General features: G+C 69.2%; 26 protein-coding genes. 14 read left to right on the forward strand and 12 right to left on the reverse strand.

The window, feature by feature from the left end; all coding sequences use genetic code 11:
- Positions 1-35: 35 nt before the first annotated feature.
- The 4 genes from AC1DVU_RS18245 to AC1DVU_RS18260 all read left to right on the forward strand — a co-directional run bounded on the left by AC1DVU_RS18245 (position 36) and on the right by AC1DVU_RS18260 (position 3,996).
- Positions 36-1,478, forward strand: coding sequence for an MFS transporter (locus AC1DVU_RS18245; protein WP_476923891.1), 1,443 nt, complete (start codon positions 36-38; stop codon positions 1,476-1,478).
- Between the two features lie 64 nt (positions 1,479-1,542).
- On the forward strand, positions 1,543-2,082 hold the full coding sequence (locus tag AC1DVU_RS18250; protein WP_476923892.1) for a DUF488 domain-containing protein: 540 nt from the start codon (positions 1,543-1,545) through the stop codon (positions 2,080-2,082).
- A 31-nt stretch (positions 2,083-2,113) separates the two neighbouring features.
- Positions 2,114-2,887 (forward strand): methyltransferase domain-containing protein, encoded by a 774-nt coding sequence (locus tag AC1DVU_RS18255; protein WP_476923893.1) that lies wholly within the window; start codon positions 2,114-2,116, stop codon positions 2,885-2,887.
- Between the two features lie 113 nt (positions 2,888-3,000).
- On the forward strand, positions 3,001-3,996 hold the full coding sequence (locus AC1DVU_RS18260; RefSeq protein ID WP_476923894.1) for an IS481 family transposase: 996 nt from the start codon (positions 3,001-3,003) through the stop codon (positions 3,994-3,996).
- Between the two features lie 4 nt (positions 3,997-4,000).
- On the opposite strand, the gene zwf is transcribed toward AC1DVU_RS18260, so the two are convergent.
- Entirely contained in the window at positions 4,001-5,437 is a 1,437-nt protein-coding gene (zwf, locus tag AC1DVU_RS18265) for a glucose-6-phosphate dehydrogenase (protein ID WP_476923895.1), read from the reverse strand.
- A 107-nt stretch (positions 5,438-5,544) separates the two neighbouring features.
- On the opposite strand from zwf, the gene AC1DVU_RS18270 reads away from it, so the two are divergent.
- Positions 5,545-6,522 (forward strand): ATP-binding cassette domain-containing protein, encoded by a 978-nt coding sequence (locus AC1DVU_RS18270; RefSeq protein WP_476923896.1) that lies wholly within the window; start codon positions 5,545-5,547, stop codon positions 6,520-6,522.
- Entirely contained in the window at positions 6,519-7,328 is an 810-nt protein-coding gene (locus AC1DVU_RS18275; protein ID WP_476923897.1) for an ABC transporter permease, read from the forward strand. The genes AC1DVU_RS18270 and AC1DVU_RS18275 overlap by 4 nt, the downstream gene beginning before the upstream one ends.
- A 50-nt stretch (positions 7,329-7,378) precedes the next feature.
- Here AC1DVU_RS18275 and AC1DVU_RS18280 read toward each other — a convergent pair whose 3' ends face one another.
- Together AC1DVU_RS18280 and AC1DVU_RS18285 are read right to left on the reverse strand one after the other, a co-directional pair.
- A complete protein-coding gene (locus AC1DVU_RS18280) occupies positions 7,379-10,495 on the reverse strand; it encodes an AfsR/SARP family transcriptional regulator (protein ID WP_476923898.1) in 3,117 nt (1,038 codons plus the stop codon).
- 54 nt (positions 10,496-10,549) lie between these two features.
- The gene (locus tag AC1DVU_RS18285; RefSeq protein WP_476923899.1) at positions 10,550-11,347 is read right to left on the reverse strand and encodes a helix-turn-helix transcriptional regulator; all 798 of its coding nucleotides are present in this window, start codon (positions 11,345-11,347) and stop codon (positions 10,550-10,552) included.
- A gap of 49 nt (positions 11,348-11,396) precedes the next feature.
- Here AC1DVU_RS18285 and AC1DVU_RS18290 point away from each other — a divergent pair, with 49 nt between their 5' ends.
- Complete coding sequence (locus AC1DVU_RS18290) at positions 11,397-11,825, forward strand: DUF2000 family protein (protein WP_476923900.1); 429 nt, start codon at positions 11,397-11,399, stop codon at positions 11,823-11,825.
- 30 nt (positions 11,826-11,855) lie between these two features.
- On the opposite strand, the gene AC1DVU_RS18295 is transcribed toward AC1DVU_RS18290, so the two are convergent.
- Both AC1DVU_RS18295 and AC1DVU_RS18300 read right to left on the reverse strand, forming a co-directional pair.
- The gene (locus AC1DVU_RS18295; protein ID WP_476923901.1) at positions 11,856-12,497 is read right to left on the reverse strand and encodes a response regulator; all 642 of its coding nucleotides are present in this window, start codon (positions 12,495-12,497) and stop codon (positions 11,856-11,858) included.
- Positions 12,494-13,762, reverse strand: coding sequence for an ATP-binding protein (locus tag AC1DVU_RS18300; RefSeq protein ID WP_476923902.1), 1,269 nt, complete (start codon positions 13,760-13,762; stop codon positions 12,494-12,496). The genes AC1DVU_RS18295 and AC1DVU_RS18300 overlap by 4 nt, the downstream gene beginning before the upstream one ends.
- A gap of 130 nt (positions 13,763-13,892) precedes the next feature.
- Here AC1DVU_RS18300 and AC1DVU_RS18305 point away from each other — a divergent pair, with 130 nt between their 5' ends.
- From AC1DVU_RS18305 to AC1DVU_RS18315, 3 genes are read left to right on the forward strand one after another with little or no spacing between them, the layout of a single operon-like run.
- Positions 13,893-15,065, forward strand: a complete 1,173-nt coding sequence (locus AC1DVU_RS18305; RefSeq protein WP_476923903.1) for a PspC domain-containing protein — start codon at positions 13,893-13,895, stop codon at positions 15,063-15,065.
- Positions 15,062-15,340: a hypothetical protein gene (locus AC1DVU_RS18310; RefSeq protein ID WP_476923904.1), complete on the forward strand. Its 279-nt coding sequence runs from the start codon at positions 15,062-15,064 to the stop codon at positions 15,338-15,340. Before AC1DVU_RS18305 ends, AC1DVU_RS18310 begins: the two co-directional genes overlap by 4 nt.
- A complete protein-coding gene (locus tag AC1DVU_RS18315; RefSeq protein WP_476923905.1) occupies positions 15,315-15,578 on the forward strand; it encodes a PspC domain-containing protein in 264 nt (87 codons plus the stop codon). The genes AC1DVU_RS18310 and AC1DVU_RS18315 overlap by 26 nt, the downstream gene beginning before the upstream one ends.
- Here the strand turns inward: AC1DVU_RS18315 and AC1DVU_RS18320 are convergent.
- Both AC1DVU_RS18320 and AC1DVU_RS18325 read right to left on the reverse strand, forming a co-directional pair.
- Positions 15,529-16,668 (reverse strand): glycerophosphodiester phosphodiesterase, encoded by a 1,140-nt coding sequence (locus AC1DVU_RS18320; RefSeq protein ID WP_476923906.1) that lies wholly within the window; start codon positions 16,666-16,668, stop codon positions 15,529-15,531. The genes AC1DVU_RS18315 and AC1DVU_RS18320 overlap by 50 nt on opposite strands.
- Positions 16,550-18,049, reverse strand: a complete 1,500-nt coding sequence (locus AC1DVU_RS18325) for a gamma-glutamyltransferase (RefSeq protein WP_476923907.1) — start codon at positions 18,047-18,049, stop codon at positions 16,550-16,552. Before AC1DVU_RS18325 ends, AC1DVU_RS18320 begins: the two co-directional genes overlap by 119 nt.
- Before the next feature lie 100 nt (positions 18,050-18,149).
- On the opposite strand from AC1DVU_RS18325, the gene nhaA reads away from it, so the two are divergent.
- Entirely contained in the window at positions 18,150-19,415 is a 1,266-nt protein-coding gene (gene nhaA / locus AC1DVU_RS18330; protein ID WP_476923908.1) for a Na+/H+ antiporter NhaA, read from the forward strand.
- A gap of 163 nt (positions 19,416-19,578) precedes the next feature.
- Here the strand turns inward: nhaA and AC1DVU_RS18335 are convergent, their stop codons facing one another.
- The 4 genes from AC1DVU_RS18335 to AC1DVU_RS18350 are packed head-to-tail and all read right to left on the reverse strand — an operon-like array spanning position 19,579 to position 21,938.
- Entirely contained in the window at positions 19,579-19,902 is a 324-nt protein-coding gene (locus tag AC1DVU_RS18335; protein ID WP_476923909.1) for a hypothetical protein, read from the reverse strand.
- Positions 19,889-20,281, reverse strand: a complete 393-nt coding sequence (locus tag AC1DVU_RS18340) for a PRC-barrel domain-containing protein (protein ID WP_476923910.1) — start codon at positions 20,279-20,281, stop codon at positions 19,889-19,891. Before AC1DVU_RS18340 ends, AC1DVU_RS18335 begins: the two co-directional genes overlap by 14 nt.
- On the reverse strand, positions 20,281-21,510 hold the full coding sequence (locus AC1DVU_RS18345) for an NRAMP family divalent metal transporter (RefSeq protein WP_476923911.1): 1,230 nt from the start codon (positions 21,508-21,510) through the stop codon (positions 20,281-20,283). Before AC1DVU_RS18345 ends, AC1DVU_RS18340 begins: the two co-directional genes overlap by 1 nt.
- Entirely contained in the window at positions 21,507-21,938 is a 432-nt protein-coding gene (locus AC1DVU_RS18350) for a hypothetical protein (RefSeq protein ID WP_476923912.1), read from the reverse strand. Before AC1DVU_RS18350 ends, AC1DVU_RS18345 begins: the two co-directional genes overlap by 4 nt.
- Positions 21,939-22,048: 110 nt before the next feature.
- On the opposite strand from AC1DVU_RS18350, the gene AC1DVU_RS18355 reads away from it, so the two are divergent.
- The 3 genes from AC1DVU_RS18355 to AC1DVU_RS18365 are packed head-to-tail and all read left to right on the forward strand — an operon-like array spanning position 22,049 to position 23,353.
- Positions 22,049-22,210: a hypothetical protein gene (locus AC1DVU_RS18355; RefSeq protein ID WP_476923913.1), complete on the forward strand. Its 162-nt coding sequence runs from the start codon at positions 22,049-22,051 to the stop codon at positions 22,208-22,210.
- On the forward strand, positions 22,188-23,141 hold the full coding sequence (locus AC1DVU_RS18360; protein WP_476923914.1) for an iron-containing redox enzyme family protein: 954 nt from the start codon (positions 22,188-22,190) through the stop codon (positions 23,139-23,141). The genes AC1DVU_RS18355 and AC1DVU_RS18360 overlap by 23 nt, the downstream gene beginning before the upstream one ends.
- Positions 23,138-23,353 carry a CDGSH iron-sulfur domain-containing protein gene (locus AC1DVU_RS18365; protein WP_476923915.1) on the forward strand — a complete coding sequence of 72 codons (216 nt, stop codon included), beginning with the start codon at positions 23,138-23,140 and terminating at the stop codon, positions 23,351-23,353. Before AC1DVU_RS18360 ends, AC1DVU_RS18365 begins: the two co-directional genes overlap by 4 nt.
- Before the next feature lie 73 nt (positions 23,354-23,426).
- On the opposite strand, the gene AC1DVU_RS18370 is transcribed toward AC1DVU_RS18365, so the two are convergent.
- A complete protein-coding gene (locus AC1DVU_RS18370) occupies positions 23,427-24,911 on the reverse strand; it encodes an FAD-dependent oxidoreductase (RefSeq protein WP_476923916.1) in 1,485 nt (494 codons plus the stop codon).
- Positions 24,912-25,087 lie beyond the last annotated feature (176 nt).

Genomic DNA, 25,087 nt, shown 5'->3' on the forward strand with positions numbered 1-25,087 from the left:
TTCTGCAAACCTCTCTCACGCTCCAGGAGTGTTGTATGTCCACGGTTTCAACCGAGCGCAAGGGCTTGATCCTCGCACTGCTCGCAGCGGCGCAGTTCGTCGTCGTTCTCGACGCCTCGATCGTCAATGTTGCGCTCCCCTCGATCGGGAGCGACCTCAAGCTCGACCAGGACAGCTTGTCCTGGGTCGTCAACTCGTACGTCCTCGTGTTCGGCGGTTTCCTTCTGCTGGGCGGCCGGGTCGCCGACCTCCTTGGTCGCCGCCGAGTCTTCATCGCCGGACTCCTGCTGTTCTGCCTCGCCTCGCTGGCTGGTGGCTTCAGCCAGTCCGAGGGACAGCTGATCGCCGCCCGCGTCGTCCAGGGACTGGGCGCGGCGCTGCTGTCGCCCGCGGCGCTCGCGATCCTCACGACCTCGTTCGCCGAGGGCTCCGAGCGCAACAAGGCGCTCGGCGTCTGGGGCGCAGTCGCCGGTTCCGGCGGTGCCGTCGGCGTCCTCATGGGCGGCATCCTGACCGAGTCGCTCGGCTGGGAATGGGTGCTGTTCGTCAACGTGCCGATCACGGCCCTCGCGGCATACGGCGCGTTCCGGGTGCTCGGCGAGAGTCGTGACGAGTCCGCCAGCTCGTTCGACATCTTCGGAGCCATCACGGTCACGGCCGGCGTCTCGCTGCTCGTCTACACGATCGTCGACGCCAACGACTCCGGCTGGGGCTCGACGAAGACCATCAGCCTGGCCATCCTGTCGTTCGTGCTGATCGCCGCGTTCATCGCGATCGAGCGGGTGTGGAAGCAGCCGCTGCTGCCGTTCCGGATCTTCCGCAACCGGACGCTGACCGGCGCCAACCTGACCGCGGTGTTCGTCGCGATGTCGCTGTTCTCGATGTTCTTCTTCGTGTCGCTCTACATGCAGCAGGTGCTGGGCTACTCCGCGCTCAAGGCCGGGCTGGCCTATCTGCCGCTGGCCGGAGGCATCATCGTCTCGGCCGGCTTCGCGTCGGTCCTGACGACCCGCATCGGCTTCAAGCCCGTCCTCGCGGGCGGCATGATGCTGGTGGCCGGTGGCCTGTTCTGGTTCTCGCGGGTCTCCCCCGACGGCACGTTCCTCGGCGACCTGCTGTTCCCGTCGCTGCTGGCGGCTCTCGGTCTCGGCTTCGCGTTCGTGCCGCTGACGATCGCGTCGGTGTCGGGCGTCGAGCCGGACGACGCCGGACTGGCCTCGGGACTGATCAACACGTCCCAGCAGGTCGGCGGAGCACTCGGGCTCGCGATCCTCGTCGCCGTGGCGAACAGCCGCTTCGGCGATGTCACCGGCACGCCCCCGGAGCGGCTCACCGAGAGCTTCCAGTCGGCGTTCCTGGTCGGCACGGGACTTGCGATCACCGGCGCCATCCTGAGCCTGGTGCTCATCAGCTCCCAGCACTCCAGGGATCACCGTGACGCGGCCCAGGCCGGCGAGCTGCAGCCGATCGCGGTCTGACCGCTGGCGTGCCGGCCGCCCACGGGTTGGCCGGCACGCCGGCACCACGTCGTAGCCTGACCGCGTGGCGCACGAATCTGAGCTCCTGACCGTCGGGCACGGCCGCCTCGACGCGTCGGAGGTCGGCGCCCTGCTGCGTGAGGCCTCCGTCGAGCTGGTCCTCGACATCCGCCGGTTCCCCGGCAGCCGGCGCAATCCCGACGTCGCCCGCGAGCCGCTCGAGGCCCGCCTCGCCGAGGACGGCATCGGCTATCGGTGGGACGTTCGGCTGGGTGGGCGCCGCACCGCCCCACCTGGCCCACCGGCCGATCCGTGGTGGCAGGTCGCGGCGTTCCGCGCGTACGCCGCACACACCCGGACCGCGGAGTTCCAGGACGGCCTCGCCGATCTCATGGCGTCGGCGACTGCCAGTCGTACGGTCGTCATGTGCAGCGAGAGCGTCTGGTGGCGATGCCACCGGCGGATCGTCGCCGACGTCGTCGCCCTGACGACCGACGTGTCGGTGCGACACCTCATGCACGACGGCCGCCTCACCGATCACCCGCCGTCGGAAGGCGCCCGTCTCATCGGGGAGCACCTGTTGGTCTGGGACCGGGAGTCTTGACCAAGGCCCCTTTCGATGGGTCAATGCAGCCATGAGCTTCGACGCCAGTCGCGATGCGTACGACCGCTACATGGGCCGCTACTCCGACCAGCTCGCGATCACGTTCCTGTCGTTCACCGGCGGCGAACCTGGCCAACGCGCGCTGGACGTCGGCTGCGGGCCGGGCGCTCTGACCCATGTCCTCGCGACCGGCCTCGGACCGGCACACGTGGCCGCCGCAGACCCATCGGACTCGTTCGTCGCGGCCTGCTCCGAGCGAGTGCCGGGAGCAGACGTACGCCGGGCGGTCGCTGCCGAGCTGCCGTGGATCGACGCGACGTTCGACCTCGTCGTGTCACAGCTCGTGCTCAACTTCCTGCCCGATCCGGGAGCCGGCGTCGCCGAGATGATGCGCGTCGTGCGTCCCGGCGGCACGGTCGCGGCATGCACGTGGGACTACGCAGACGGCATGACGATGCTGCGCACGTTCTGGGACGCCGCGCGTGACGTCGACCCGGACTCGCCCGACGAGGCACTCACCATGCGGTTCACGACCGAGCGTCAGCTCTCCGAGCTGTGGGAGCGCGCGGGGCTGACCGACATCCGGACGCGATCGCTCGAGGTGAGCACCGAATACGCGGACTTCGAGGACTACTGGCAGCCGTTCATGCTCGGTGTCGGACCCGGTGGCGCGTACGCCGCGTCGCTCGACGCCGAACGGCTGGAGCGACTCCGGGACGGGTGCTTCCAACGCCTGGGGGCTCCCACCGGGCCGTTCACCCTGAGCGCGAGGGCCGTCGCCGTGAGCGGTCGGCGACCGGGCTAGTTGTGATGTCCAGGGACGTTGTTTCGTGACACGGTCCTGATCTGCTGGACGGCGAAGGCCTCCGGTTGTGGAGTGGAGATGTCTAGTAACCGCTCCGCACACAGGAGGCCTTCGTGTCCCACGCTAACGCTGCTCTGACCCCGCGTGCTCGTTTGAGGCTCGCGAAACTGATCGTTGAGGATCGCTGGCCGCCGCCGGAGGCGGCGAAGATGTTCATGGTCTCCACGGTGACGGCCCGCAAATGGGCGGCCCGGTTCCGGGACGAAGGGCCGGCCGGGATGGTCGACCGGTCCTCGCGGCCACATTCTTGCCCGGCGAAGACGGCGCCAGATCTTCAGCGTCGGATCGTGCAGATGCGGTGGCGCCACCGGCTCGGACCGGTGCAGATTGGTGGCCGGCTCGGCATCCCAGCCTCGACGGTTCACGCCGTGCTGGTGCGCTGCCGGCTCAACCGGCTCAGCCACATCGACCGGGTCACTGGCGAGCCGATCCGCCGCTACGAACATCCACATCCCGGGTCGATGATCCATGTCGATGTCACCAAGTTCGGCAACATCCCCGACGGCGGCGGCCACCGGTTCCTGACCCGGCAGCAGAGTCGCGCCAACGGCATCGCGACCGCCCTCCGCACCGGTCAGCGCGGCAATGAATACCGGCCGCTGATCGGCACCGCCTACCTCCACACCGTCATCGATGACCACTCGCGCGTCGCCTATGTCGAGATCCACGCCGACGAGAAGGCCGTCACCGCGGTCGGGGTCCTCGAAAGAGCCGTCGCGTGGTTTGCCGAACGGGGCGTCACCGTCGAGCGAGTGTTGTCCGACAACGGCAGCTGCTACCGGTCGTTCGCCTGGCGCGACGCCTGCGCTGAGCTCGGCATCAAGCACAAACGAACCCGGCCCTATCGGCCTCAGACCAACGGCAAGATCGAACGCTTCCACCGCACCCTGGCCGACGGCTGGGCCTATGCCCGCTTCTACGACTCAGAAACCGAACGCCGCGCAGCACTGCCCAGCTGGATCCACTTCTACAATCACCACAGGATCCACTCCGCCATCAGCGGCACGCCCATCAGCAGACTCAACAACCTGCCTGGACATCACAACTAGGCGGCTACTCCGCCATCTTGTTGGGCCGGCGCCACGTCCGTTCGAACGGCAGCCGCCAGGCGCGCGGCGCGATGAGCTGGTGCACCGCGTTGGGGCCCCACGTGCCGCCGGCGTAGGGCCGCACCGGTGGCGGGTCGTTGAGCAGCGGCTCGGAGATCTCCCACAGCCGCTCGATGCCCTCGGCGGTCGTGAACAGCGTCCGCTCCCCCCGCATCGCGTCGTAGATCAGTCGCTCGTACGCCTCAAGGACCTCGCCGGCCCGCTCGGTCTCCTGCATCGCGAACTGCATGCTGAGCTTGTCGAGCCGCATGCCCGGGCCCGGGCGCTTGCCGTAGAACGACAGCGACATCTTCGACGAGTCGGCGAGGTCGAACGTCAGGTGGTCGGGCCCGGCGAGGCCGACCCCGGAACCGGTCGGGAACATGCTCTTGGGTGGCTCGCGGAACGCGATCGAGATGATCCGCGCACCCTCGGCGAGCTTCTTGCCCGTACGCAGGTAGAACGGCACGCCGGCCCAGCGCCAGTTGTCGATCTCAGCCTTGAGGGCAACGTACGTGTCGGTCTCGGAGTCGGCGGCGACCCCGTCCTCGTCGCGGTAGCCCTGGTACTGCCCGCGTACGACGTGGTGAGGGTCGAGCGGCAGCATCTGGCGGAAGACCTTGTTCTTCTCCTCGCTGATCGAGTCCGAGTCGAGCGACGTCGGCGGCTCCATCGCCATGAACGCCAGCACCTGGAACAGGTGCGTGACGACCATGTCCTTGAACGCGCCGGTGCCCTCGTAGAACGCCGACCGCCCCTCGACCGACAACGTCTCCGGCACGTCGATCTGCACGTGGTCGATGAAGTTGCGGTTCCAGATCGGCTCGAACAGGCCGTTGGCGAAGCGGAACGCGAGGATGTTGAGCGCCGCCTCCTTGCCCAGGAAGTGGTCGATGCGGAAGATCTGCTCCTCGGCGAACACCTCGTGCAGCTGGGAGTTGAGCGACTTGGCGCTGGCCAGGTCGGTGCCGAACGGCTTCTCCATGATGATGCGTGAGCGCTCGACCAGGTTGGCGGCGTCGAGGGTGTGCACGACGTCGAGCGCCGCCTTGGGCGGGACGCTGAGGTAGTGGAGGCGGCGCGGTGAGCCGCCGAGCTCGGCCTCCAGCGCCGATGCCGCCTTCGCCAGCGCCTCGGGGCCGGCCTTGACGTTGACGTACGACAGCTTGGCCGCGAACTCGGCCCACTGCGCGTCGTTGAGCGGGCGCGTCGTGAACTCACGGCACGCCTTCTCCGCGAAGGCCCGGAAGCTCTCGTCGTCGAAGTCGTCGAGCGAGACGCCGATGATCCGCGACTCCGGCACGAGGTCGGACTCGAGGAGATGCATGATGCCGGGCAGCAACTTGCGACGGGCCAGGTCACCGGTGGCACCGAAGAGCACGATCAGATGTGGCTCGTTCATTCCCACAGGCTAGACCTGTCACGTTGCATACGGGGGCTGTCAGCCGCTGTCAGCGCCGCCAGCGAGATGACAGTGACCTGCAAGCGGCGCCTACCACGATGGTCGACATGACCAACTACGCCATCAAAGCCGAAGGGCTCACGAAGCACTACGGCGACACCATCGCTCTCGACGGCATCGACCTTGCCGTTCCCGAGGGCTCCGTACTCGGAGTCCTCGGTCCCAATGGTGCGGGCAAGACCACTGCCGTCCGCATCCTCGCGACGCTGCTGCAGCCCGACGCCGGTCACGCGACCGTCGCAGGCCACGACGTCCTGCGCAATCCCACCGCCGTACGCCGCTCGATCGGCCTCACCGGGCAGTACGCCTCGGTCGACGAGCAGCTGACCGGCCGAGAGAACCTCGAGCTGTTCGCTCGTCTCCTCGACTTCAGCCGGCCGGACGCTCGCGCCCGCGCCACGGAGCTGCTGGACCAGTTCGGGCTCACCGAGGCCGCCGACCGTCGCATCAAGACGTACTCCGGCGGTATGCGGCGGCGTCTCGACCTCGCTGCGAGCCTGGTCGGCCGGCCCGAGGTGATCTTCCTCGACGAGCCGACCACGGGCCTCGACCCCAGCAAGCGCGACGACGTCTGGAACCTGGTCCGCATGCTGACCGCCGAAGGCACCAGCGTCCTGCTGACCACGCAGTACCTCGAGGAGGCCGACGCCCTCGCCGATGCGATCACCGTGATCGATCTCGGCAAGGTCATCGCCCACGGCACCGCCGCCGAGCTCAAGCAGATCGTCGGCGGCCGCTCCCTCCAGGTACGCCCGACCCACGTCCGCGACACCGCGGACATCCGAGCCGTCCTGAGCCGCATCACCGGCCGACCGGTCGATGAGCCCACCCGTGGGCTGCTGACGACGCCGATCGAGGACGAGAAGGACTTCACCGACGTCGTCGTCGACCTGGCCGCCCGAGGCATCCCCGTCACGGAGATCGCCCTGCGGCTGCCGAGCCTCGACGAGGTCTTCTTCACCCTCACCGGCAAGGGCGTCCCAGATGAGGCGCCAGCCGACTTCGACAAGGAGCCCGTCTCATGACTTCCACCATCACCCTCCCCGACGCGATCGAGCAACGGCCCGCGTCGTCGATGCCATGGATGCGTCACTCCCTGACGCTCGCCGGCCGCTCGATCAAGAAGATGATGCGTCACCCCGAGCAGTTCTTCGACGTGACGCTGCAGCCTGTGCTGTTCCTGCTGATCTTCGTGTACGTCCTCGGAGGCGCGATCGCCGGTTCGACGCACGACTACCTGCAGTTCGTGCTGCCCGGCATCTTGATCCAGACCGTGCTGTTCAGCACGGTGTCGATCGGCGTCAACCTCAACACGGACATCAAGGAAGGCGTCTTCGACCGGTTCCGGTCGCTGCCGATCGCCCGGTCCGCTCCCCTGGTCGGCGCCACGATCGCCGAGTGCCTGCGCTACAGCATCACGATCGGCATCAGCCTGATCGCCGGGTTCGTCATCGGGTTCCGGACCAACACGTCGATCGTCGAGGTGCTCGCCGCCTGCCTGCTCGTGCTGGTGTTCGCCTGGTGCCTGTGCTGGATCTCGATCTGGCTCGGCATGGTCTCCCGTGAGGCCGGCTCGGTGCAGGGCATCGGCTTCATGGCTCTGTTCCCGCTGACGTTCGGCTCGAGCATGTTCGCCTCGGCGGACACGATGCCCGGCTGGCTGCGGGCGTGGGTCAACGTCAACCCGGTGACCCACCTGACGGACGCTGTGCGCGGGCTGCTCACCGGCGGCCCCGTCGCCGAGGACGCGTTCATCGCGCTCGGCACGGCCGGCCTGATCCTCGCGGTGTTCGCACCGCTGGCCGTCAGGGCATACCGCACCAAGGCCTGATCACCCTCGGGGCGGTGACCTGGGGCCCACGCGCAACCCGCGACTGGGCCCTAGGTCACCGCTCCATCGGGGAGGGCCAGGGCGATCGCCTCGTCACGCACGAGCGATCGCCCTTCGGCGTGCAGCTCCTCGAACCGCTCGGCGCCCAACGACGTAAGCAGGTCTTCGATGAGGCGTCGGACGTCGGGGTTCATACGGTCAGCACGGCCGCGTATGGCCTCGGACGCACCCAGCACCCGCGCTGACCGCTCGTCATCACCGTCGAGGTGTGCGAGCAGCGCCGACGCGGACGCCACCTGTGAGACGACCGGCATGTCGCGGGTGCGTATGGCCAGGCCTGCCGCGTACGCCACCTCGGTGCGCGCACCCTCGAGGTCGCCGGCACAGGCTCGGGACACGGCCAGCCCGGCCCGCAACATGGCTTCCATCTGCCCACCGCCGAACGCCGAGACGTGGTCGAGGTTTCCCAGGACATCCTCGAGGCGCTCGATCGCGGCCTCGTCGTTGCCTGCGACATGCTCGATGTGCCCCAGGCCCATCTGCGTGATGAGCTCGAACCGGCGATTGCCGTCCCTTCGGGCATCAGCGAGCAGGCCGATGAACTCCTGGCGCAGCTCGTCAACACCCTCGCCTTCGGCAGTCGCCACGCGCAGCCCCATGACCTGCATCTGCGAGAACTCCGAGTCCTCGGCCGCGCCCAGCTCCTGGAGCAGCGGGATCGCCTCTTCCCACGTGGCCAGCGCCTCCTCGTACTTCGCGTCGAGCGACTGCACCATCGCCTGCTGGGACAGCGCCATCGCCAGGCCCCAGCGGTCGCCGAGCTCACGGAACCCCACGATCGTCGGCTCCAGCAGCTCGTCGATCTCGCTGACCCGGCCCTCGTTGTCGAGCAGGACGAGCTGCATCAGGTTGATCATCGACTGCGTCCACGGATCCTTCGCTCGCGGCAGCTCCCGGTCGCCGACGACGTGGTAGAACGCCATGGTCGCCAGCACGACGTCGACCATCTGGTGCTCGGGATGATGGGCATCCCAAAGCGCCAGGATGCGGTCGACCGGCCCCTGCCAGGGCACTGGCCGATCCGAGCTCCGGCTCCCCATCACCAGGATCCCGGTCAGCGCCAGCGCCTCGATGCAGATCTCGCTCGCCGGGTCGGCCTCCCCCGGCAGTGCAAGGACCGCATCGGCCCACGTGCACGCCTCGACGTGCTGGCTGCGGATCGACCAGTACCAAGAGAGCGCCGCGACCATACGGGCTGCGTGTGAACGGTCGCCACGATCGATCGCGAACCGCAGGGCCGCCATGATGTTGGCCCGTTCGAGGTCGATGCTCCGGACCGCGGCGACCTGCCCGGCACCGCCCCGGAGCTCGGCTCCCTGCGCCTCGGCGACGTCGAGGAAGTGGCGCAGGTGCGCATCGCGTACGGCCTGGGCCTCGCCCCGCTCGATCAGTCGCTCGACGCCGTACTCACGAAGGGTCTCGAGCATCCTGAACCGGAGCGTGTCGCCACGCACCGGCACCAGCAGCGACTTGTCAGCGAGGGACTCGAGGAGCTCCTCGGTCGCTTCACCGGCCTGGGACACGGCGGCGGCGCTCTCGACCGTCACACCACCTGGGAACACCGCGAGCCGCTCGGCAAGGTCGCGCTCGGCGTCGTCGAGCAGGTCCCAGCTCCACTCGACGACCGCGCGCAGCGTGCGGTGGCGAGGCAACGCCGTACGGCTGCCGCCCGTGAGCAGCCGGAACCGGTCCGACAGCCGGGCCGCGATCTGGCCGGCGGTCAGTGTGCGGAGGCGCGCGGCGGCCAGCTCGATCGCGAGCGGCTGGCCGTCGAGGCGTACGCAGATCTCCCGCACCGCCGGCAGCGTCTCGGCGGTCAGCGCGAACGACTGATCGACCGCCTGCGCCCGCAGCACGAACAGCTGGACGGCGCTGTGCTGCATGGCGTCGTCGATGGAACCGTCGGCGTCGGGCATCGTCAGTGGACTGAGCTGATAGCCGAACTCACCGATGATGCGCAACGGCTCGCGGCTCGTCGCGAGGATCCGCAGCTTGGGCGCGTGGGCCAGGACGTCGTCAGCGATCTCGGCGACAGCCTCGATCAGGTGCTCACAGTTGTCGAGCAGCAGGAGGCCCTCGACGTCGTGGACCGCATCGATGAGGCGCGTACGCTCGTCCGGCCGCGGCCCCGAGGAAGGGCGATCGAGCACCGACACCTCGAGCAGGCCCATCGCCGAGAGGATCGCCTCCAGGATGCCGTCGCCGCCGGTCACCGGGGCGAGCTCGGTGAGCCAGACGTCCTCGAAGCGGTCGAGCGCGGCTCGGGCGGTCTCGACCGCGAGCCGGGTCTTGCCTGCACCGCCGGGTCCGAGGATCGTCACGAGCCGGTGATCGACGAGCGCCGCCTGCAGGTCCGCGATCGCCCCCTCGCGCCCGACGAACGACGTCAGCGCGGATGGAAGGGCCGGATGACTGCGGCGGGAGGTGTGCTCGCCACGCAGGATCGACAGGTGCAGCTCCTGCAGCTCAGGCGACGGGTCTGACCCCAGCTCCTCGGCGAGCAGGCCGCGCAGCCGCTCGTACGCGGTCAGTGCCTCGTTGGCGCGGCCGCAGGTGGCGAGCGCCGACAGGTAGAGCGCCCAGAAGCCGTCCCGGTAGGGGTGCGCCGTCGTGAGATCGGCGAGCTCGGCGATGACCGCCGGGTCGTCGCTCGAACGGACCCGGTCGCGCAGGCTCGTCTCGACGGCGGCGAGGCGCAGCTCGCCGAGCCGGTGCGCCGCCGAGGCCGCGAACGGGTACTCGACGACATCGGCGAGCGCGTCACCACGCCACAGCGCCAGCGCCTCGTCAGCCCGGCCCACCGCCACAAGGCGCTCGAACTCGACAGCGTCAACCGATGCGTCCTGGAGGACGTACCCCGCAGGGGTCGACTCGAGGGCCCCTGCAGGCAGGCGCCGGCGGGTGCGGGACACGATCGACTGGAGCGCGTTCGTCGCGTCGGCCGGCACGTCGAGGTCCCACAGGTCGTCGATCAGCGTCGTTGCGGCAACGGGGCGTCCGGCGTCGAGGGCCAGCCGAGCCACGAGGGCGCGGTTGCGCGGCCCGCCGAGATCGATCTCCTGATCATCGGCGCGCACTCTCAACGGTCCGAGGACGTCAACCTGCACAGGCGTCATTCTGCCGCACTGTCTCGTATGGCCGGTCCAGCTCGACGGACGAGCTCAGGCGGCGTTGCGCGCGTACGCCCCGGGGGTCACGCCGAGCGTGGCGCGGAAGTGCCGCGTCAGATGCGCCTGGTCGTAGAAGCCGACGGTCGCCGCGACCTCTGCCGGCGGGACGCGGTCGAGCAGCAGCGCGCGAGCCCTATCGACTCGCCGGCCGGTGACGTACCGGTGCGGCGGCAGGCCGTACTCACGTCCGAACGCCCGGATCAGCTGCGTGGGGTGCGCCTCGAGCTCGGCGGCGAGGGACTCCAGCGTCGGTACGTTCGTCAGGTCGCGATCCAGGGCCTCCCGCACGCGGCGGGCCAGCCCGGGCTCAGCGCGACCCGGACGAGGATCGATGGAGCTGTCGAGGTGCTGGGCCATCCGCTCGCTGATGACCGCGAGCTGTGACTCGGCCTCGAGCTCGTCCCCCGGCGAGGCGAGCGACCGGTGGAGGTGGCCGACCGCCGCGACGAGCTCGTCGTCGATCAGCGTCGGCTGGTCGACGGCAGCACCCACGAGCTCGAACGGCAACCACCGTTCGTCGAGGTAGACGACGCGCTTGTCGAAGCCGCCGGCCACCGCGGCCTTGCCGTCGTGCGGCACGTGCGGGGGCAGCAGCGTCAGCGACCGCGGCGATGCGTCGTGGGGCGTGCGCTCCAGCTCGTACGACACACCGCCCGTGTCGATCAGGAGCACGGTCCAGTACGCGTGCGTGTGCGCCGGGTAGGCGTGCTCGGTGAAGTGCGCGTGGAGGACCTCGCCGACGCCGGGGACGGCCGGTCGCCAGGCTCGGACGTGCTCTCCGGCGGTCATGTCAGGAATGTACAAGACCCCGACCAGCCGGGCGGGCGACTCTTGAGGCATGGACGACACCCTCGAACCGATCCGATTCGACACCAAGGTCGCCGTGCTGCTGCACGAGGACCTCGCGAGCTGGCAGGCGCTCAACGTCACGGCGTTCCTCGTCAGCGGCCTGGCCACCGACAAGGAGCTCATCGGCGACCCGTACGAGGATGCCGATGGGACGGAGTACCTCCCGATGATCCGCCAGCCGATCGTCGTGTTCGCCGGTGGCTCGGCCCAGCTGCGCGCCGCGCACGCCAAGGCCGTGTCGCGGGAGCTGGCGATGACGGTCTACACCCGCGAGATGTTCGCCACCGGCAACGACCGGGACAACCGTGCCGCGGTACGCGCCGTACGTCGTGATGACCTCGACCTCGTCGGCATCGCGGTGCACGGGCCGAAGAACGCCGTGGACAAGGCGTTCAAGGGCGCCCAACTGCACCCCTGACCCCCGGTGGTTGAGGTGCAGCCAACGGGCTCAGATCAGGCGGCGGTCGTTGGCCCAGCGGGTCAACTCGTGGCGGCTCGAGAGCTGCAGCTTGCGGAGCACGCTGGAGACGTGGGTCTCGACGGTCTTGATCGAGATGAACAGCTCCTTGGCGACTTCCTTGTACGCATAGCCGCGAGCGATGAGTCGCATGACCTCGCGCTCGCGCTCGGTCAGCCGGTCGATCTCCTCGTCGACCTGGGCGACCTCGATCGTGCCCGCGAACGCGTCGAGGACGAACCCGGCCAGCCGCGGCGAGAACACCGCATCGCCGGCGGCGACCCGGCTGATCGCGTCGAGCAGCTCGGGGCCGGAGATGTTCTTGGTGACATAGCCGCGGGCGCCGGCGCGGATGATCCCGATGACGTCCTCCGCGGCGTCGCTGACCGACAGCGCCAGGAACTTGGTCTCCGGATGGCGCAGGTGCAGGCGGCGGATGACCTCGAGGCCACCTCCACCGGGCATGTGGACGTCGAGCAGCACGACATCTGGCTTGGTCTCGGCGATGACCTTGACCGCGCTGTCGACGTCCTCCGCCTCGGCGACGATGTCGACCGGTCCGTCGATTTCGGCCCGCACCCCGGTGCGGAACATCGCATGGTCGTCGACGATGGCGACGCGCAGTGTGGTCATGGGCTCACTTCTTCTGTCGATGCTCGTGGTGTCGGGGCAGAATCGGACTGGTTGGTGTCGCCGCCTCGGATCGGGACGCTCAAGGCGACCTCGGTGCCCTCCCCCGGCTGGCTACGGATGGAGGCGGTGCCACCGTGGCGTTCGACCCGTCCGATGATCGAGCCTCGCACACCCATGCGGTCGTCGGCGATCGACTCGGTGTCGAACCCGACACCACGGTCGCGGACGAAGACCTCGACCGTACGACCGTCGGTCTCGGCGTAGACGTCGATGCGGTCCACGCGGGCGTGCTTGGCGGCGTTGATCATGGCTTCGCGGGCGGCCTTGGCGATCGCGGCGACATCGGGGTCAAGGGCGGCATCGCCGACCGCGATGACCTCGACGGGCACGCGATGCGCGTCCTCGACGTCCGCGGCCGAGGCACGCAGCGCCGCCACGAGCGAGTCGCCGGGCTTCTCGTCGTTGCCGTACAACCAGGCCCGCAGCTCACGCTCCTGCCGACGCGCGAGAGTCGCCACGGTCGCCGAGTCGCCGGCGTTCTTCTGCAGCAGGGCCAGGGTCTGCAGCACCGAGTCGTGCAGGTGCGCGGCGACGTCGGCACGTTCCTGCGAACGTACGCGCTCGCGCCGCTCCTCCGACAGGTCGCCGAGCAGCTTGGTGATCCACGGCCCGAGGATCAGCAGCAGGCCGAGGGCAGCCACCGCCACGGCAGAGGCGAGGTCGACGATCGCTGCCCACCCACGCTCCTGGCTGAGGAAGTAGATGCCCGCGGTCGCCACGAGCACCGCACCGGCGGCGATGCGCAAGGCGAACGCGAAGCCGCGGGTCTGGCGCATCCAGCGGCCCCATGCGGCGTCATCGAACTGCCGCCAGATCACCGCAAGGCCGATGACCCCGATCAGGAGCGGGGCGAACAGGCCTCCGGCGATGCCGCGCCCGCTGGCCTGGATCATGAACATCACGCCGATGCCGACGGCACCCAGTGCGACGGTCTGGACCACCTCGAAGGCACCGGGGCGGCCGCTCGAGCGAAGCCCGCGGCGGGTCGCGGACTCCAGGCCCGGCGACAGGTCGGGCTGGCGCAGCGGCAGGAACCGCCACAGCAGCAGGTACGCGATGACGCCCACGCCGTGGAACCACGTCGCGACGATGAAGGCCAGCCGGACGTAGAGCACGGGGACGCCGAAATGCTCGGCCACACCCGTCGCCACACCGCCGACGAGCCGGCGATCGGCTGGTCGGTAGGCACGGCGGTATTCGGTCACCCCATGATCGTCACACGTACGCGTACGCGCGCGCCATCAGGAACGACCCTCTCGCACCCTGAGCGGTCAAGGGTGTGATTCAGGGTCGTACCCGATGGTTCGGACGCCTGCCCTCGGACACGATGGAGGTATGAACGCAGAAGACGCCCGCACCACGCCGCCGGACGGCGACTTCGAACCGCACCGGCTGCGCTCGATCACCGACATGAAGCGGTCGAAGGACGACCGCCTGCTCGGTGGTGTCTGCGCCGGCGCAGCGAAGTACCTCAACATCGATCCCGTCATCGTCCGCGTCGTCCTCGCCGTGCTGACGATCGTCGGCTTCGCCGGCGTCATCATCTACGCCGCCGCCTGGTTCCTCCTGCCGGCCGAAGGCGACGCCAAGAGCGTCGCCGCCGACTGGTTCCATCTCGACAAGAACGAGGAGCAGGTACGCGTCGCTGGCCTCGTCGGCGCCATCGTCCTCGCCGCTCTCGCGGTCGTCGGCGACGGTGGCTGGTTCTGGGATGGAGCGCCCTGGATCCTGGTGCCGTTCGCGTTCGTCTACTACCTGTTCGTCGTCCGACCCCGGCGCCGCCGGCAGGCCGACACCGCGCTGGCGGCGCAGTACGCCCCGCCCGGCGTGGACCCGGCCGACGAGTCCGCCCGCGGCCCGGAATTCACCGCCGCCAAGGCCGCCCTCGTGGCGCGCGGCAAGCAGGACAAGGCGCGCCGCGACCGGTCGTGGACCCTCACCTGGCTGACCCTGTCGGTCGCCGCGATCGCCACCGCAGCGACGGGCATCTACGACGCGTACAACGACGGGCCCCACTGGACGGCGTACGTCGCGGTGGCTCTCGGCGTCGTCGCGGTCGGGCTGCTGGTCAGCACGCTGATCGGTAACGGCGGCCCGTTGATCGGCTTCGGAGTCCTCCTCGCGATCACCCTCGCGATCGGCTCGCTGCTGCCTCGCGGCGAGATCGGTGAACAGACCCCGACGCCGGCGAATGCCACGCAGGTCGAATCGCACTACCGGCACGGCATCGGCCGGATCGAGCTCGATCTCACCGAGGTCAGCAACCCGCAGGCGCTGCTGGGCCGGACGATCAAGATCGAGACCGGCATCGGCGAGACCAAGGTCATCGTGCCCACCGACGTCAACGTGCGGGTCAGGTCCGACATCTTCGCCGGCGAGATCCGGGTGTTCGACCGCAAGACCGACGGCACCGACACCCAGCTCACCTATCCCGCCGCCACACCGGGCGTCGCCCTGACGCTCGACATCAACCAAAGAATCGGAGACATCGAGGTGATCCGCAGATGACCAGACACTCGTTCCGCTGGGAAGGCTTGGTCTTCGGGCTGTTCTTCCTCTCCGCCGTCGGCAACTGGGCCGTCTGGAAGCAGGACCTCCTGACTCCGCGACAGCTCGGCCTCACCGCCTCGGGGGTGCTGATCCTCCTCGGAGTGCTCGGCGTCGCCGCCACCGTGTGGCAGACCAGGTCGGCCACCCGCGTACGCCCCATTCCCGCTCCCGAATCCACCCCAGACACCACCCCGGAAGGAACTGAAGATGAAGAAGCTCACCCGCAGCCGTGACGACAAGTGGGTCGGAGGTGTGTGCGGAGGCATCGCCGACTACACCGGCACCGACCCCAACCTGATCCGCATCCTCGTCGCCGTGGGCACGGTGCTCGGCTTCGGCACCCTGATCGTGGCCTACATCGTCGCGTGGATCCTGATGCCGGCTGGTCAGCCCGCCGGCCAGCAGACCGTATGGGCGCAGGCTACTGACGTGCCAGCCACTGAGAGCGAGCCCGCACCGCCGTCTGCGTGAAGTCGGAGAAGACGCCGTCCACCCCGGCGTCGAAGAACGCAAGGTACTCGCCCACGGCATCGCCGTGGGCGGCCTTGTCTGTGCTGGTGCGCAGGTTGGTCGGCAGGAAGTTGTTCTCGTTGCGCATCGTCCAGATGTGCACCATCAGCCCGACGTCGTGAGCATCCCTGACCAGCGCCGTCTGGCCGGCCAGCCGGTACTTCTTGTCGCGGGCGATGACCTGGCTCTTGTTGGGCCCGATCCCGTCGGCGTACGTCGCGATGGTGGCCAGCTCCTTCGGCGAGACCAGGTCGGCGTACGTCCGCCGGTCGCGGGCCTCGACCAGGTCGTACGGCGCACCCTGCCGGTCCATCAGCTGGATCAGCGGCAGCGGCGTACGGTCGCGAAGGCGGCGAAGGTTCCCGGTCTCCATCGACTGGATGATGATCTTGGCGCCGGCATGGTTGACCCGGCGGCGCTCCAGGTTGGCGACCAGCAGGTCGTTGAGGTCATGGCCGATCCCGGCGAAGTAGGTCGGGTGCTTGGTCTCGACGTAGACCCCGACCGGCTCGTCGCGACCCTCGCTGGCCTCCTCGGCGATGTTGAGCACCTCGTCGAACGTCAGGATCTTCTCGACGTGCTCGAGCGGTATGTTCTGGGGTCGCAGCGCCGGGAGCCGCTCGCGCACGCGCAGCGTCTTGATCTCCTCGAGCGTGAAGTCCTCGGTGAACCACCCCGTATGCGGGATGCCGTCGACGAACTTGGAGACCTTGCGGTCGAAGAACTCCGGCCGGTCCGCGACATCGGTCGTGCCGCCGATCTCGTTCTCGTGCCGCACCACCAGGACACCGTCCTTGGTGCTCACGACGTCCGGCTCGATGTAGTCGGCGCCCTGCTCTACCGCCAGGAGGTACGACGGGCGGGTGTGCTCGAGTCGCTCGCCGGGGACGCCGCGGTGGGCGATGACGATGGGTGCCGGGGACACACGACCATCAAACCGCATCCGTCCCGCGTTGCGGGTCAGCACGGACGAGACGTACAGCACCGTCGCGGCGCGGATCGGCAGCGGCCACGAGGTGCCCGTCGTGCCGGCGGAGCGTCGCCGCGACACCTCCGTAGTACATCGTCAGGTCGGTCTCGGTCTTGATCACCTCGTCGGGTCGGCCGGCCCGGTGGACGTGGACCCGCGGGTGGTTGATGGCGTGCTGCAGGCCGAGCCGGCCGTTGACGAACCCGGCGAGGGCCTGGACGATCGCCGTCGTGATGCGGTCAGCCCCGGGCGAGCCGATGGCGATCGCCGAGCCGTCGACGTGGTGGCCGACGGTCGGTGCCATGTTCGACAGCAGCCGCGTGCCGGGGACGAGACCGTGCAGGCCGCGGGCGTTGAGCTCAGGCTCACCGAGGCAGTTGTTGAGCCAGATGCCGGTGCCCTTGGCGATCATCCCGGAGCTGTAGCCCGACGACACCGTCACCGAGCACGCGCCGCCGTCACTGTCGGTCGCCGACACGTGCGCCGTGGACCCGGACTCCAGCACCGCGAGGTGGTCGTGGTCGACGAGCTCGAGGAACGCCGCGGCATCCCGCTCGAGGTCGTCGGAGTGGTCGAGCACCTTGAGCCGGTGGCCCAGCACGGCTCGCTGCACCCGGATCAGGTGCTCCACGTCCTCGGCGTCCCACTCCCCGTGCGGCCGGCCGTCCAGCATGCGCAGCATCGCCGTGACGCACACCCCGCCGACGGACGGCGGCGGGTTGATGCCGAACGTCCAGTCGCCGACCGTGCTCAGCAGCGACGGGCGTACGACAGGGCGGTAAGCCGCGAGGTCGGCGGGTCCGAGGATGCCGCCGCGGGCGATCACGTCATCGCTGATGAGCCGTGCCAGGTCACCCGTGTGGAGCGCGCTCGGGCCCTCGTCGGCGATCTGCTCGAACGAGCCGACGAGGTCGGGCACCACGATCAGGTCGGTGGTGACCTGGCCGTCCTCGTCGTGCACGGCGGAGTCGCTCTCGTCGTCCCAGCCGAAGATCAGGTCGTGGACGTGCTCGAGGTAGTAGCGCGACGCGGAGCCGAGCCGGAACCCGCCGCGTGCGACGTCGATCGACGGCGCCACGATCTCGCGCCATGGCAGGCGACCCCAGCGGGCGTGCGCGGCACCGAATGCCGCCACCGAGCCGTGCGTGGCAACAGAGCCGGGCCCGATCGTCGCAGTGACGCCGTCGCCGTAGTCGGTGTGGATGTCCCACGTGCCGCCGCCGAGCTCCCGGCCACGCCCCGGCATCTCCATCCAGCCGTCGACGGTCTGCGGCGCGCTGCCGTTCTGCGGCTGGACCGTGATGAACCCGCCGGAGCTCAGCGACACGATCCCGATCTCGTTGACCATCGTCACGAGGATTGCGGCCAGGGCAGCGTCGACGGCGTTGCCGCCGCTGCGGGCGACCTGTTCGCCGGCATCGGCAGCAGCTTCGTTGGGCGCGGCGAGCGCGACATCCGGCATGCCCGCAGGCTACTCGCCCCAAGGGGTCCGACCGGTAGAGTTCGGGTCAGGTGAGCCGGGAAGTCTGGTCGGCGTGATGTCGCCGACCCCAGGGAGCCCCATGACGACCCGTTCGCCCCGCCTCTTCGGACGTGGCTCGTGGCCGGAAGTCTCACGGATCGCCGACATCCTGCGGCAGGAGACCCTCGGCGGCGCCTTGCTGCTGCTGGCGACGGTCGCAGCGCTGGTCGCCGCCAACGTCGGAGACGACTACGCCTCGTTGCGGGACACCGCCTTCGGTCCTGACTCGCTCCACCTGCACCTCACGTTCGGCCAATGGGCGTCCGACGGGTTGCTGGCGATCTTCTTCTTCGTCGCCGGCCTCGAGCTCAAGCGCGAGTTCGTCGCCGGAGATCTCCGCGAGCCCAGTCGGGCGGTTCTCCCGGTCGTCGCGGCGGTCGGTGGCATGGCGGTGCCGGCGCTGTTCTTCGTCGTCGTGAACCTCGGCGGCTCGCTCGAGGGATGGGCCATTCCCACCGCGACCGACATCGCGTTCGCCCTTGCCGTCCTGGCGGTCATCGGCACCCACCTGCCCTCCGGGCTGCGGACCTTCCTGCTGACGCTCGCCGTGGTCGACGACCTCCTGGCGATCATCATCATCGCCGTGGTCTACACCAAGACCCTGCACATCGAGTACCTGCTTCTCGCCGCCGTCCCGCTCGCGATCTTCACCGTGCTGGTGCAGCGCCGCGTACGTTCGTGGTGGCTGCTGCTGCCGCTTGCTGGGCTCGTCTGGGGCCTCGTCCACGCCTCGGGGGTCCACGCCACGGTCGCCGGTGTGCTGCTCGGCTTCGCGGTGCCGGTCATCCGTCGCGACGGGAGCAGCGGCACGGGGCTGGCCGAGCACTTCGAGCACCGGTTCCGGCCGCTGTCGGCGGCGGTCGCGGTGCCGGTGTTCGCGTTCTTCAGCGCCGGTGTCGCGGTCGACGGGTGGTCAGGGTTCACCGATGCCCTCGCCGAGCCCATCACCCTGGGGATCATCGCGGGACTGTTCGCCGGCAAGACCATCGGCGTGTTCGGCGCCACCTGGCTCGTCGCCACGTTCACCCGCGCGGAGCTCGACGACGACCTGGAGTGGCTCGACGTCCTCGGGCTCGCGATGCTCGCCGGTGTCGGGTTCACGGTCTCGCTGCTGATCGGCGAGCTGGCGTACGGCGTGGGCACCGCGACCGATGAGCACGTCAAGACCGGGGTGCTGGTCGGCTCCCTCGTCTCGGCCGTCGGAGCAGCCCTGATCCTCCGCGCGCGCAATCGCCGCTACCGGGAGATCACCCTCCGCGAGACCCGGGACGACGACGCCGACGGGATCCCTGACGTCTTCCAGTGACAGGCCGTCTCGCTACTTGGACGGCCGTCTCAGACTGTGACCCAGGTCACAAGTGACTACCTGTCTAGTTCTAAAGAACTATATGCACACTCTGTGGGTAAGCCTGTGAACATCAACACACCCGAGATTGCAGGCAATTCGTTCGGACAGCCTTTCTCACGTGTTACAGCGCCGAGGACCACTTGGTGAAACCGGGACGCACGCGGACCTCGTCGTCGACGGATTCGACGTCCTTCCACAGCACCAGGAACGACCCTCGCTGACGCCGTTCGTACCACCACGCGAGGGGTGCCGGCGCCGTGACGGACGTACGTTCGTAGCCGAGGAAACCGTGCACGTGCTTGCGGGCCACGATGATCCCCACCAGCTGTGCATCCGCGAGGAGGGGTCCGGGCGTCCCCTCGATGGCGAACCGGCAGTCGGCGACGTAGCCGAGGTGCCCTTCGGGCCCAACGACGGGACGGCTCAGGATGTCATTCAGGAGCATGCCGGCCTCCCGGTATGCGGGCGATCACGTGGTCGCGGACCCATCGCTCGGGCCAGGTCACGTCGAATGACGAGCCCGGCTCACCGAGCTCGATCGCCGTCCCGATGGCGCTGACCGCCGACCACGGCACGCGGTGAAGACGCGACCCCGGCGGCCGACCGCCGAACATACGGGGCCAGAGGCCGGAGTTCAGCACCAGGTTGGCGATCACAGGTGGCGAGCCCGGGTCGAGATCGCGCCCGCGCTCGATGCCTTTGACCTCGACGTCGTCGACATGGCCGATCGGCACGTCGTCGCGGTCGAGCACCTGGCGGTCCAGGATGTGCAGGTTGACGTCCAGCACCTGGCCGGCCGACTCGTGCTTGGGCAGCTCGGGCATCAGGCACCTGCTTTCGTGAGGATCATCAGCGGGATCGCGGCGATGGCAGCCACCAGGATGACGACGAGGTAGACCGACGAGAGGGCATTCAGCACCTTGCCGTTGACGTGCTCACCGACATATTGCGGATCGTTCGCGACGACGAGGATCGGCAGGTACGTGAGGGGCAGTGCCACCGCGGAGAAGACCACGGAGTACTCCGTCACGAGGATCGGGTCGACCCCGGTCAGGAGCACGAGCACCGCGACGATGAGGCAGATGATGATCGTCAGGTGGAAGCGGGCTGCCTGCGCAGGCCGACGGAACTTGCCCCATGACCAGCCGTTGAACTGGGCCAGCGCATAGCCCGCGGACAGCCCGGTCTCGAGCGCGGCGCCGAACGTGGCAGCGACGACGCCCAGGATCACGACGGCGAGCCCGAGCTGGCCCGCGCCCATCGCCACCGGGAGGACGGTCTGGGAGAGCGTGTCGACGTCGATCCCTCGAGGCAGCAGGACGGTCGCGGTGCACCCGGCGATGAACAGGGACAGCACCCCGCCCAAGGGGAAGCCCACCATGACGTTGGCCCTGGACGTCACCAGGTCCTTCTCGGTCCACTTCTCCTCGACGCCGCCCGAGGAGAAGAAGAACACCTCGTACGGCGTCATCGCGGCACCGAACAGCGCGATCGCGTAGTACCAGTACGTCAGCGGGGTCTCGCGCGGGTGCGACGTCTGCTGCAGCGCCTGGTGCCTGAGGTCGCCCCAGTCGGGGCCGAGCAGGAACAGCGCGACGCCGAACACGACGAGGGTGAGTCCCAGCAGGCCCGCGACGTTCTCCATGATCGAGAACTTGACCCGCCAGATCACGAGCCACACGGCGAACGCAGCGACCGGCATCCACAACAACGGCTGCACTCCGCTGGCGATCTGGAGGGCCAGGGCGACGCCGCCGACCTCGGCCGTCAGCGTCATGACGGTGATCATCACGGACGCGACCAGGTTGGCGGTGCCGGCCCGCGGGCCCATCCGCTCGCGGATGATCTCGAACGTCGCCCGCCCGCTGATCGCGGCGACCCGGCCCGACATCTGGGCGAACAGGCAGATGCCGACCACGCCCACCACGACGACCCACGCCAGCGACATCCCGAACCGCGAGCCGACGACTGCGTTGGTGACCAGGTCGCCGATGTCGACGAAACCGCCGATCGCGGTGAGGATGCCGAGCGCGACGGCGAAGTACCTCTTCATCGCGGCGGCTCCAGCTTCGCCGCCAGTCTGTCGAGGTCGGAGCCGGCCTGCTCAAGCTCGTCGAGCGCGGTGTCGACGCTGGGCGCCCCGGGATAGCCGGCCAGCGCCTCGCTCGCGTGGCGGACCGCGGTGTCGGCATCGCCGAGCGCCTGCGTGACCGTCTCCAGCTGGGCCGCCGTACGCCGGTCAGTGGGCTTGAACGCCGATGCCGTGGTCGACGCCGCCGACATCCGTGAGCCAGCCTCGTCGAGCATCGTCTCGGCAAGCGTGCTCGTGGCATCCCCGTCCTCGGACGAGGTCAGCGCCAGCTTCGCCGTGCCGACGGCGGACTGCGCCTCGCGCACGCCCATCGACATGTCCTGGGGGCTGCCGGAACACCCGGCGACGAGAAGTGCGAGGGTCGCAGCCACCGCCACTCGCACGCGCATCGTGATCCTTCCGACCTGCGCGAAATCGCGCCACCCATTCACATACCCACTGGTCAGCGCAATCAAACCCGGGTTTCACCACCGCGGACCGGGGGTATGTGGGCCGCGACATGACGAACCAGCAAGCCCTGACCGAGCACCCGGACACCCTGCAGCCTGACCAAGTGCGGCCCGGCCCGCCGATGCCTCACGCCACGCCTCGAGGATTCCTCGACTGCCGGGGCGAGTGGCAGGCCCTCGACGAGGACGATGACCGCGATGCTGCTTCCTAAGGCCCGCGGAGAGCTGAGCGAGGCCCTGTTCGACACCCTGCGTTCCGAGCCGGGCGAGGTCGCGAGCGTGCAGCATGTCGAGCCGTCCGACAGCGGCGACATGCACATCGCACTGTGGGCGATGTACGAGCTTCACTACTCGGGCTTCGAGGACGTCGATGACCAGATGGAGTGGCACCCCGGAGTCCTCGGGCTTCGCGGCAGTCTCGAACGCGACTTCGAGGCCGAGCTGCGCGCACGGCAGCCCGCGACCACGATGGGCGAGCCGTTCGCCGAGGCACTGTTCGCCTTCATCGCCGACCACGACGGACCCTCGATCGCGGCCCACGTGCAGCGCAGGGCCGACCGCGAGCAGGTGCTCGAGCTGCTGAGGCACCGCTCGATCTATCACCTCAAGGAGTCGGACCCGATCGCCTGGGCGGTCCCGCAGCTCCCGACGGCCCCCAAGGCTGCGCTGATGGAGCTGCAGTACGACGAGTACGGCGGTGGCGACCCCAACCGGCTCCACGCGCACCTGTTCGCACTGGGCCTCGAGGCGTCGGGGTTGCGGGCGGACCCGTACGCGTACATCGACGACGTCCCGGCCGAGATCCTGGAGCTCAACAACGCCATGTCGCTCTTCGGTCTGCACCGCCGGCTCCGGGCCGCGTCGCTGGGGCATCTTGCCGCGTTCGAGGCCACCAGCTCCTTGCCGTCGCGTCGCATGGCGCAGGGGCTAGCGCGGCTGGAGTTCCCGCCGGAGATGATCGCGTACTACGAAGAGCACGTCGAGGCCGACGCGGTGCACGAGCAGCTCGCCGTCCGTACGATCTGCGGTGCGCTGGTCGCCCAGGAGCCCCAGCTCATCGACGATGTCGTGTTCGGCGCGTTCACATGCCTCGACCTGGAGGACCGCTACGCCCAGCGCATGCTCGACGGGTGGGCATCATGACAGCCGAAGAGCTGGGGTTCGAGCACCCTGATGTCATCGTCTGCCCGGGCGGGCCGCTGCTGCTGCGCGGCGAGCACCTCGTCGAGGACGCTGACGGGACTGCGCACCGGACCGTGCGCCCGGTCAGCGCGGTCTGCCGTTGCGGCAAGTCCGCCAACCAGCCGTGGTGCGACGGCACCCACAAGGTCCTCCCGGCCCGCGACCGTCCCTAGGGCATCTCTCCCAATTCGATGGCCGGCTCGCGCGGCCCCGCATCCCGATCGGCCACCAATTGAGAGACACGCCCTAGTCGCCGGGCTGGTGCAGAGGACGGGTCGCGGGGCCCTCGAGCACCTCGCCCTCGGGCGTGAACCTCGACCCGTGCAGTGGGCAGTCCCAGGTCTTCTCCTGGTCGTTCCACGACAGGATGCCGCCCAGGTGCGTGCACATCGCGCGGACCGTGCACGTACGCCCGTCGACCGTCGAGACCCCAGTTGGCAGGATTCCGTCGCGGCCGACCTCGCCGGCGCCCTCGCCAGGCGGTTCCGGCATCGGCCGCAGCTCTGCACCCACGATCCCCTTGGCCAGCTCGGCCCCGACATTGAGGTTGATCGTCGCGATCTTGACCGCGCCGGCCGGCCGGGTGATCCGCCGCGACATCGGCTTCGACCACGACACCGGCTCCCCCAGCAGCGTCGCGGAGATGTTGCGGGCCGCTGCCACGGCGTTCGTCATGCCCCACTTGTCGAAGCCCGTCGCGACGTGGAACCGGCCGCCCCCACGGGGCAGGTGTCCGACGTACGGGATGCCGTCGTGGGACTGGTAGTCCTGGGCCGACCACACGTGGGTCTCCACGGCTCCGGGGAAGTACTTCGCGGTCCACGCCCGCAGCTCGTCGACATGGCGGGCCTCCGAGTCAGTGCGGCCCACGGTGTGCCCGTTGCCGCCGATCATGAGCTTCGTCGCTCCGTTGTTGCGGGGCACGTCGCGGATCGAGCGCGACGGCTGACCCGCCGACAGGCACATCGCCAACGGCGTCGTCGCGAAGTCGAATGCCAGGGCGTACGAGCGGTTGGGTTCCAGCTTCGCGAAGTAGAGCCCGCGATCGAGGATCGGCGTGCCGGTCGCGAGGATGATCTCGTCAGCGGTCAGCTCCGTGCCGTCGTCGAGGTGCACAGTCGGCCGGCCGGTCTTGGAGGCGCTCACGACCCGGTGGCCCTCATGGATCGTGCCGCCGTGCTCGCGCAGCTGGCGCGCGAGCGCGGTCAGGACGTCGAGCGGGTCGAACTGGTACTGGTCGGCGAGGATCGTGCCGCCATGGTTCGGGAACGGCACGTCGAGCTGGTCGTGCCACCGGGCGTCCAGACCCAAGGAGCGAGCCGCGTCGTGCTCGGCGCGTGCCGCATCAACCTGGTGGATCTCCGCCGCGTACGTGATGGCGTCCCGGGTCTGGACCGGCACGTCGTGATCGGAGCAGAACCGCACCAGCCACTGCTGTCCCTCGAGGTTGGCGTCGACGTACGCCTGTGCGACGTCGTGGGACTGGCGCTCCAGGAGCATCGACAGCTTGGTGCCCTGGAGCAACGACAACTTCGCCGTCGTGTTGCCGGTCGTCACGGCACCGACGTGCCGGGCCTCGACGACCGCGACTCGTCGGCCCGCCCGGGCCAGGAGCAACGCCGTGGTCAGACCGGTCAGGCCAGCACCCACCACGAGGTCGTCGAGGCGCTCGCCGACCGGGAGCGGGTCGCTCGCGGGCAGGTCAGGGCGATCGAGCCAGAGTGACGTCATGGGGCGGACATACCCGTGTGGATCAGGCGACAAACCCGGGACCGATCTAGGGCGCGTCTCCCTGTTCCGCTTCGATCAGGGCGCGTGGCATCCGCGCCCGTATGACAAGGCAGACGAGGGAGGCGCACCGGGGTTGTGCGGCGACCGAGGATAACGCCGTCAGACGGGATGCGGGG

The sequence above is a fragment of the Aeromicrobium sp. P2_G6 genome, assembly GCF_056403535.1.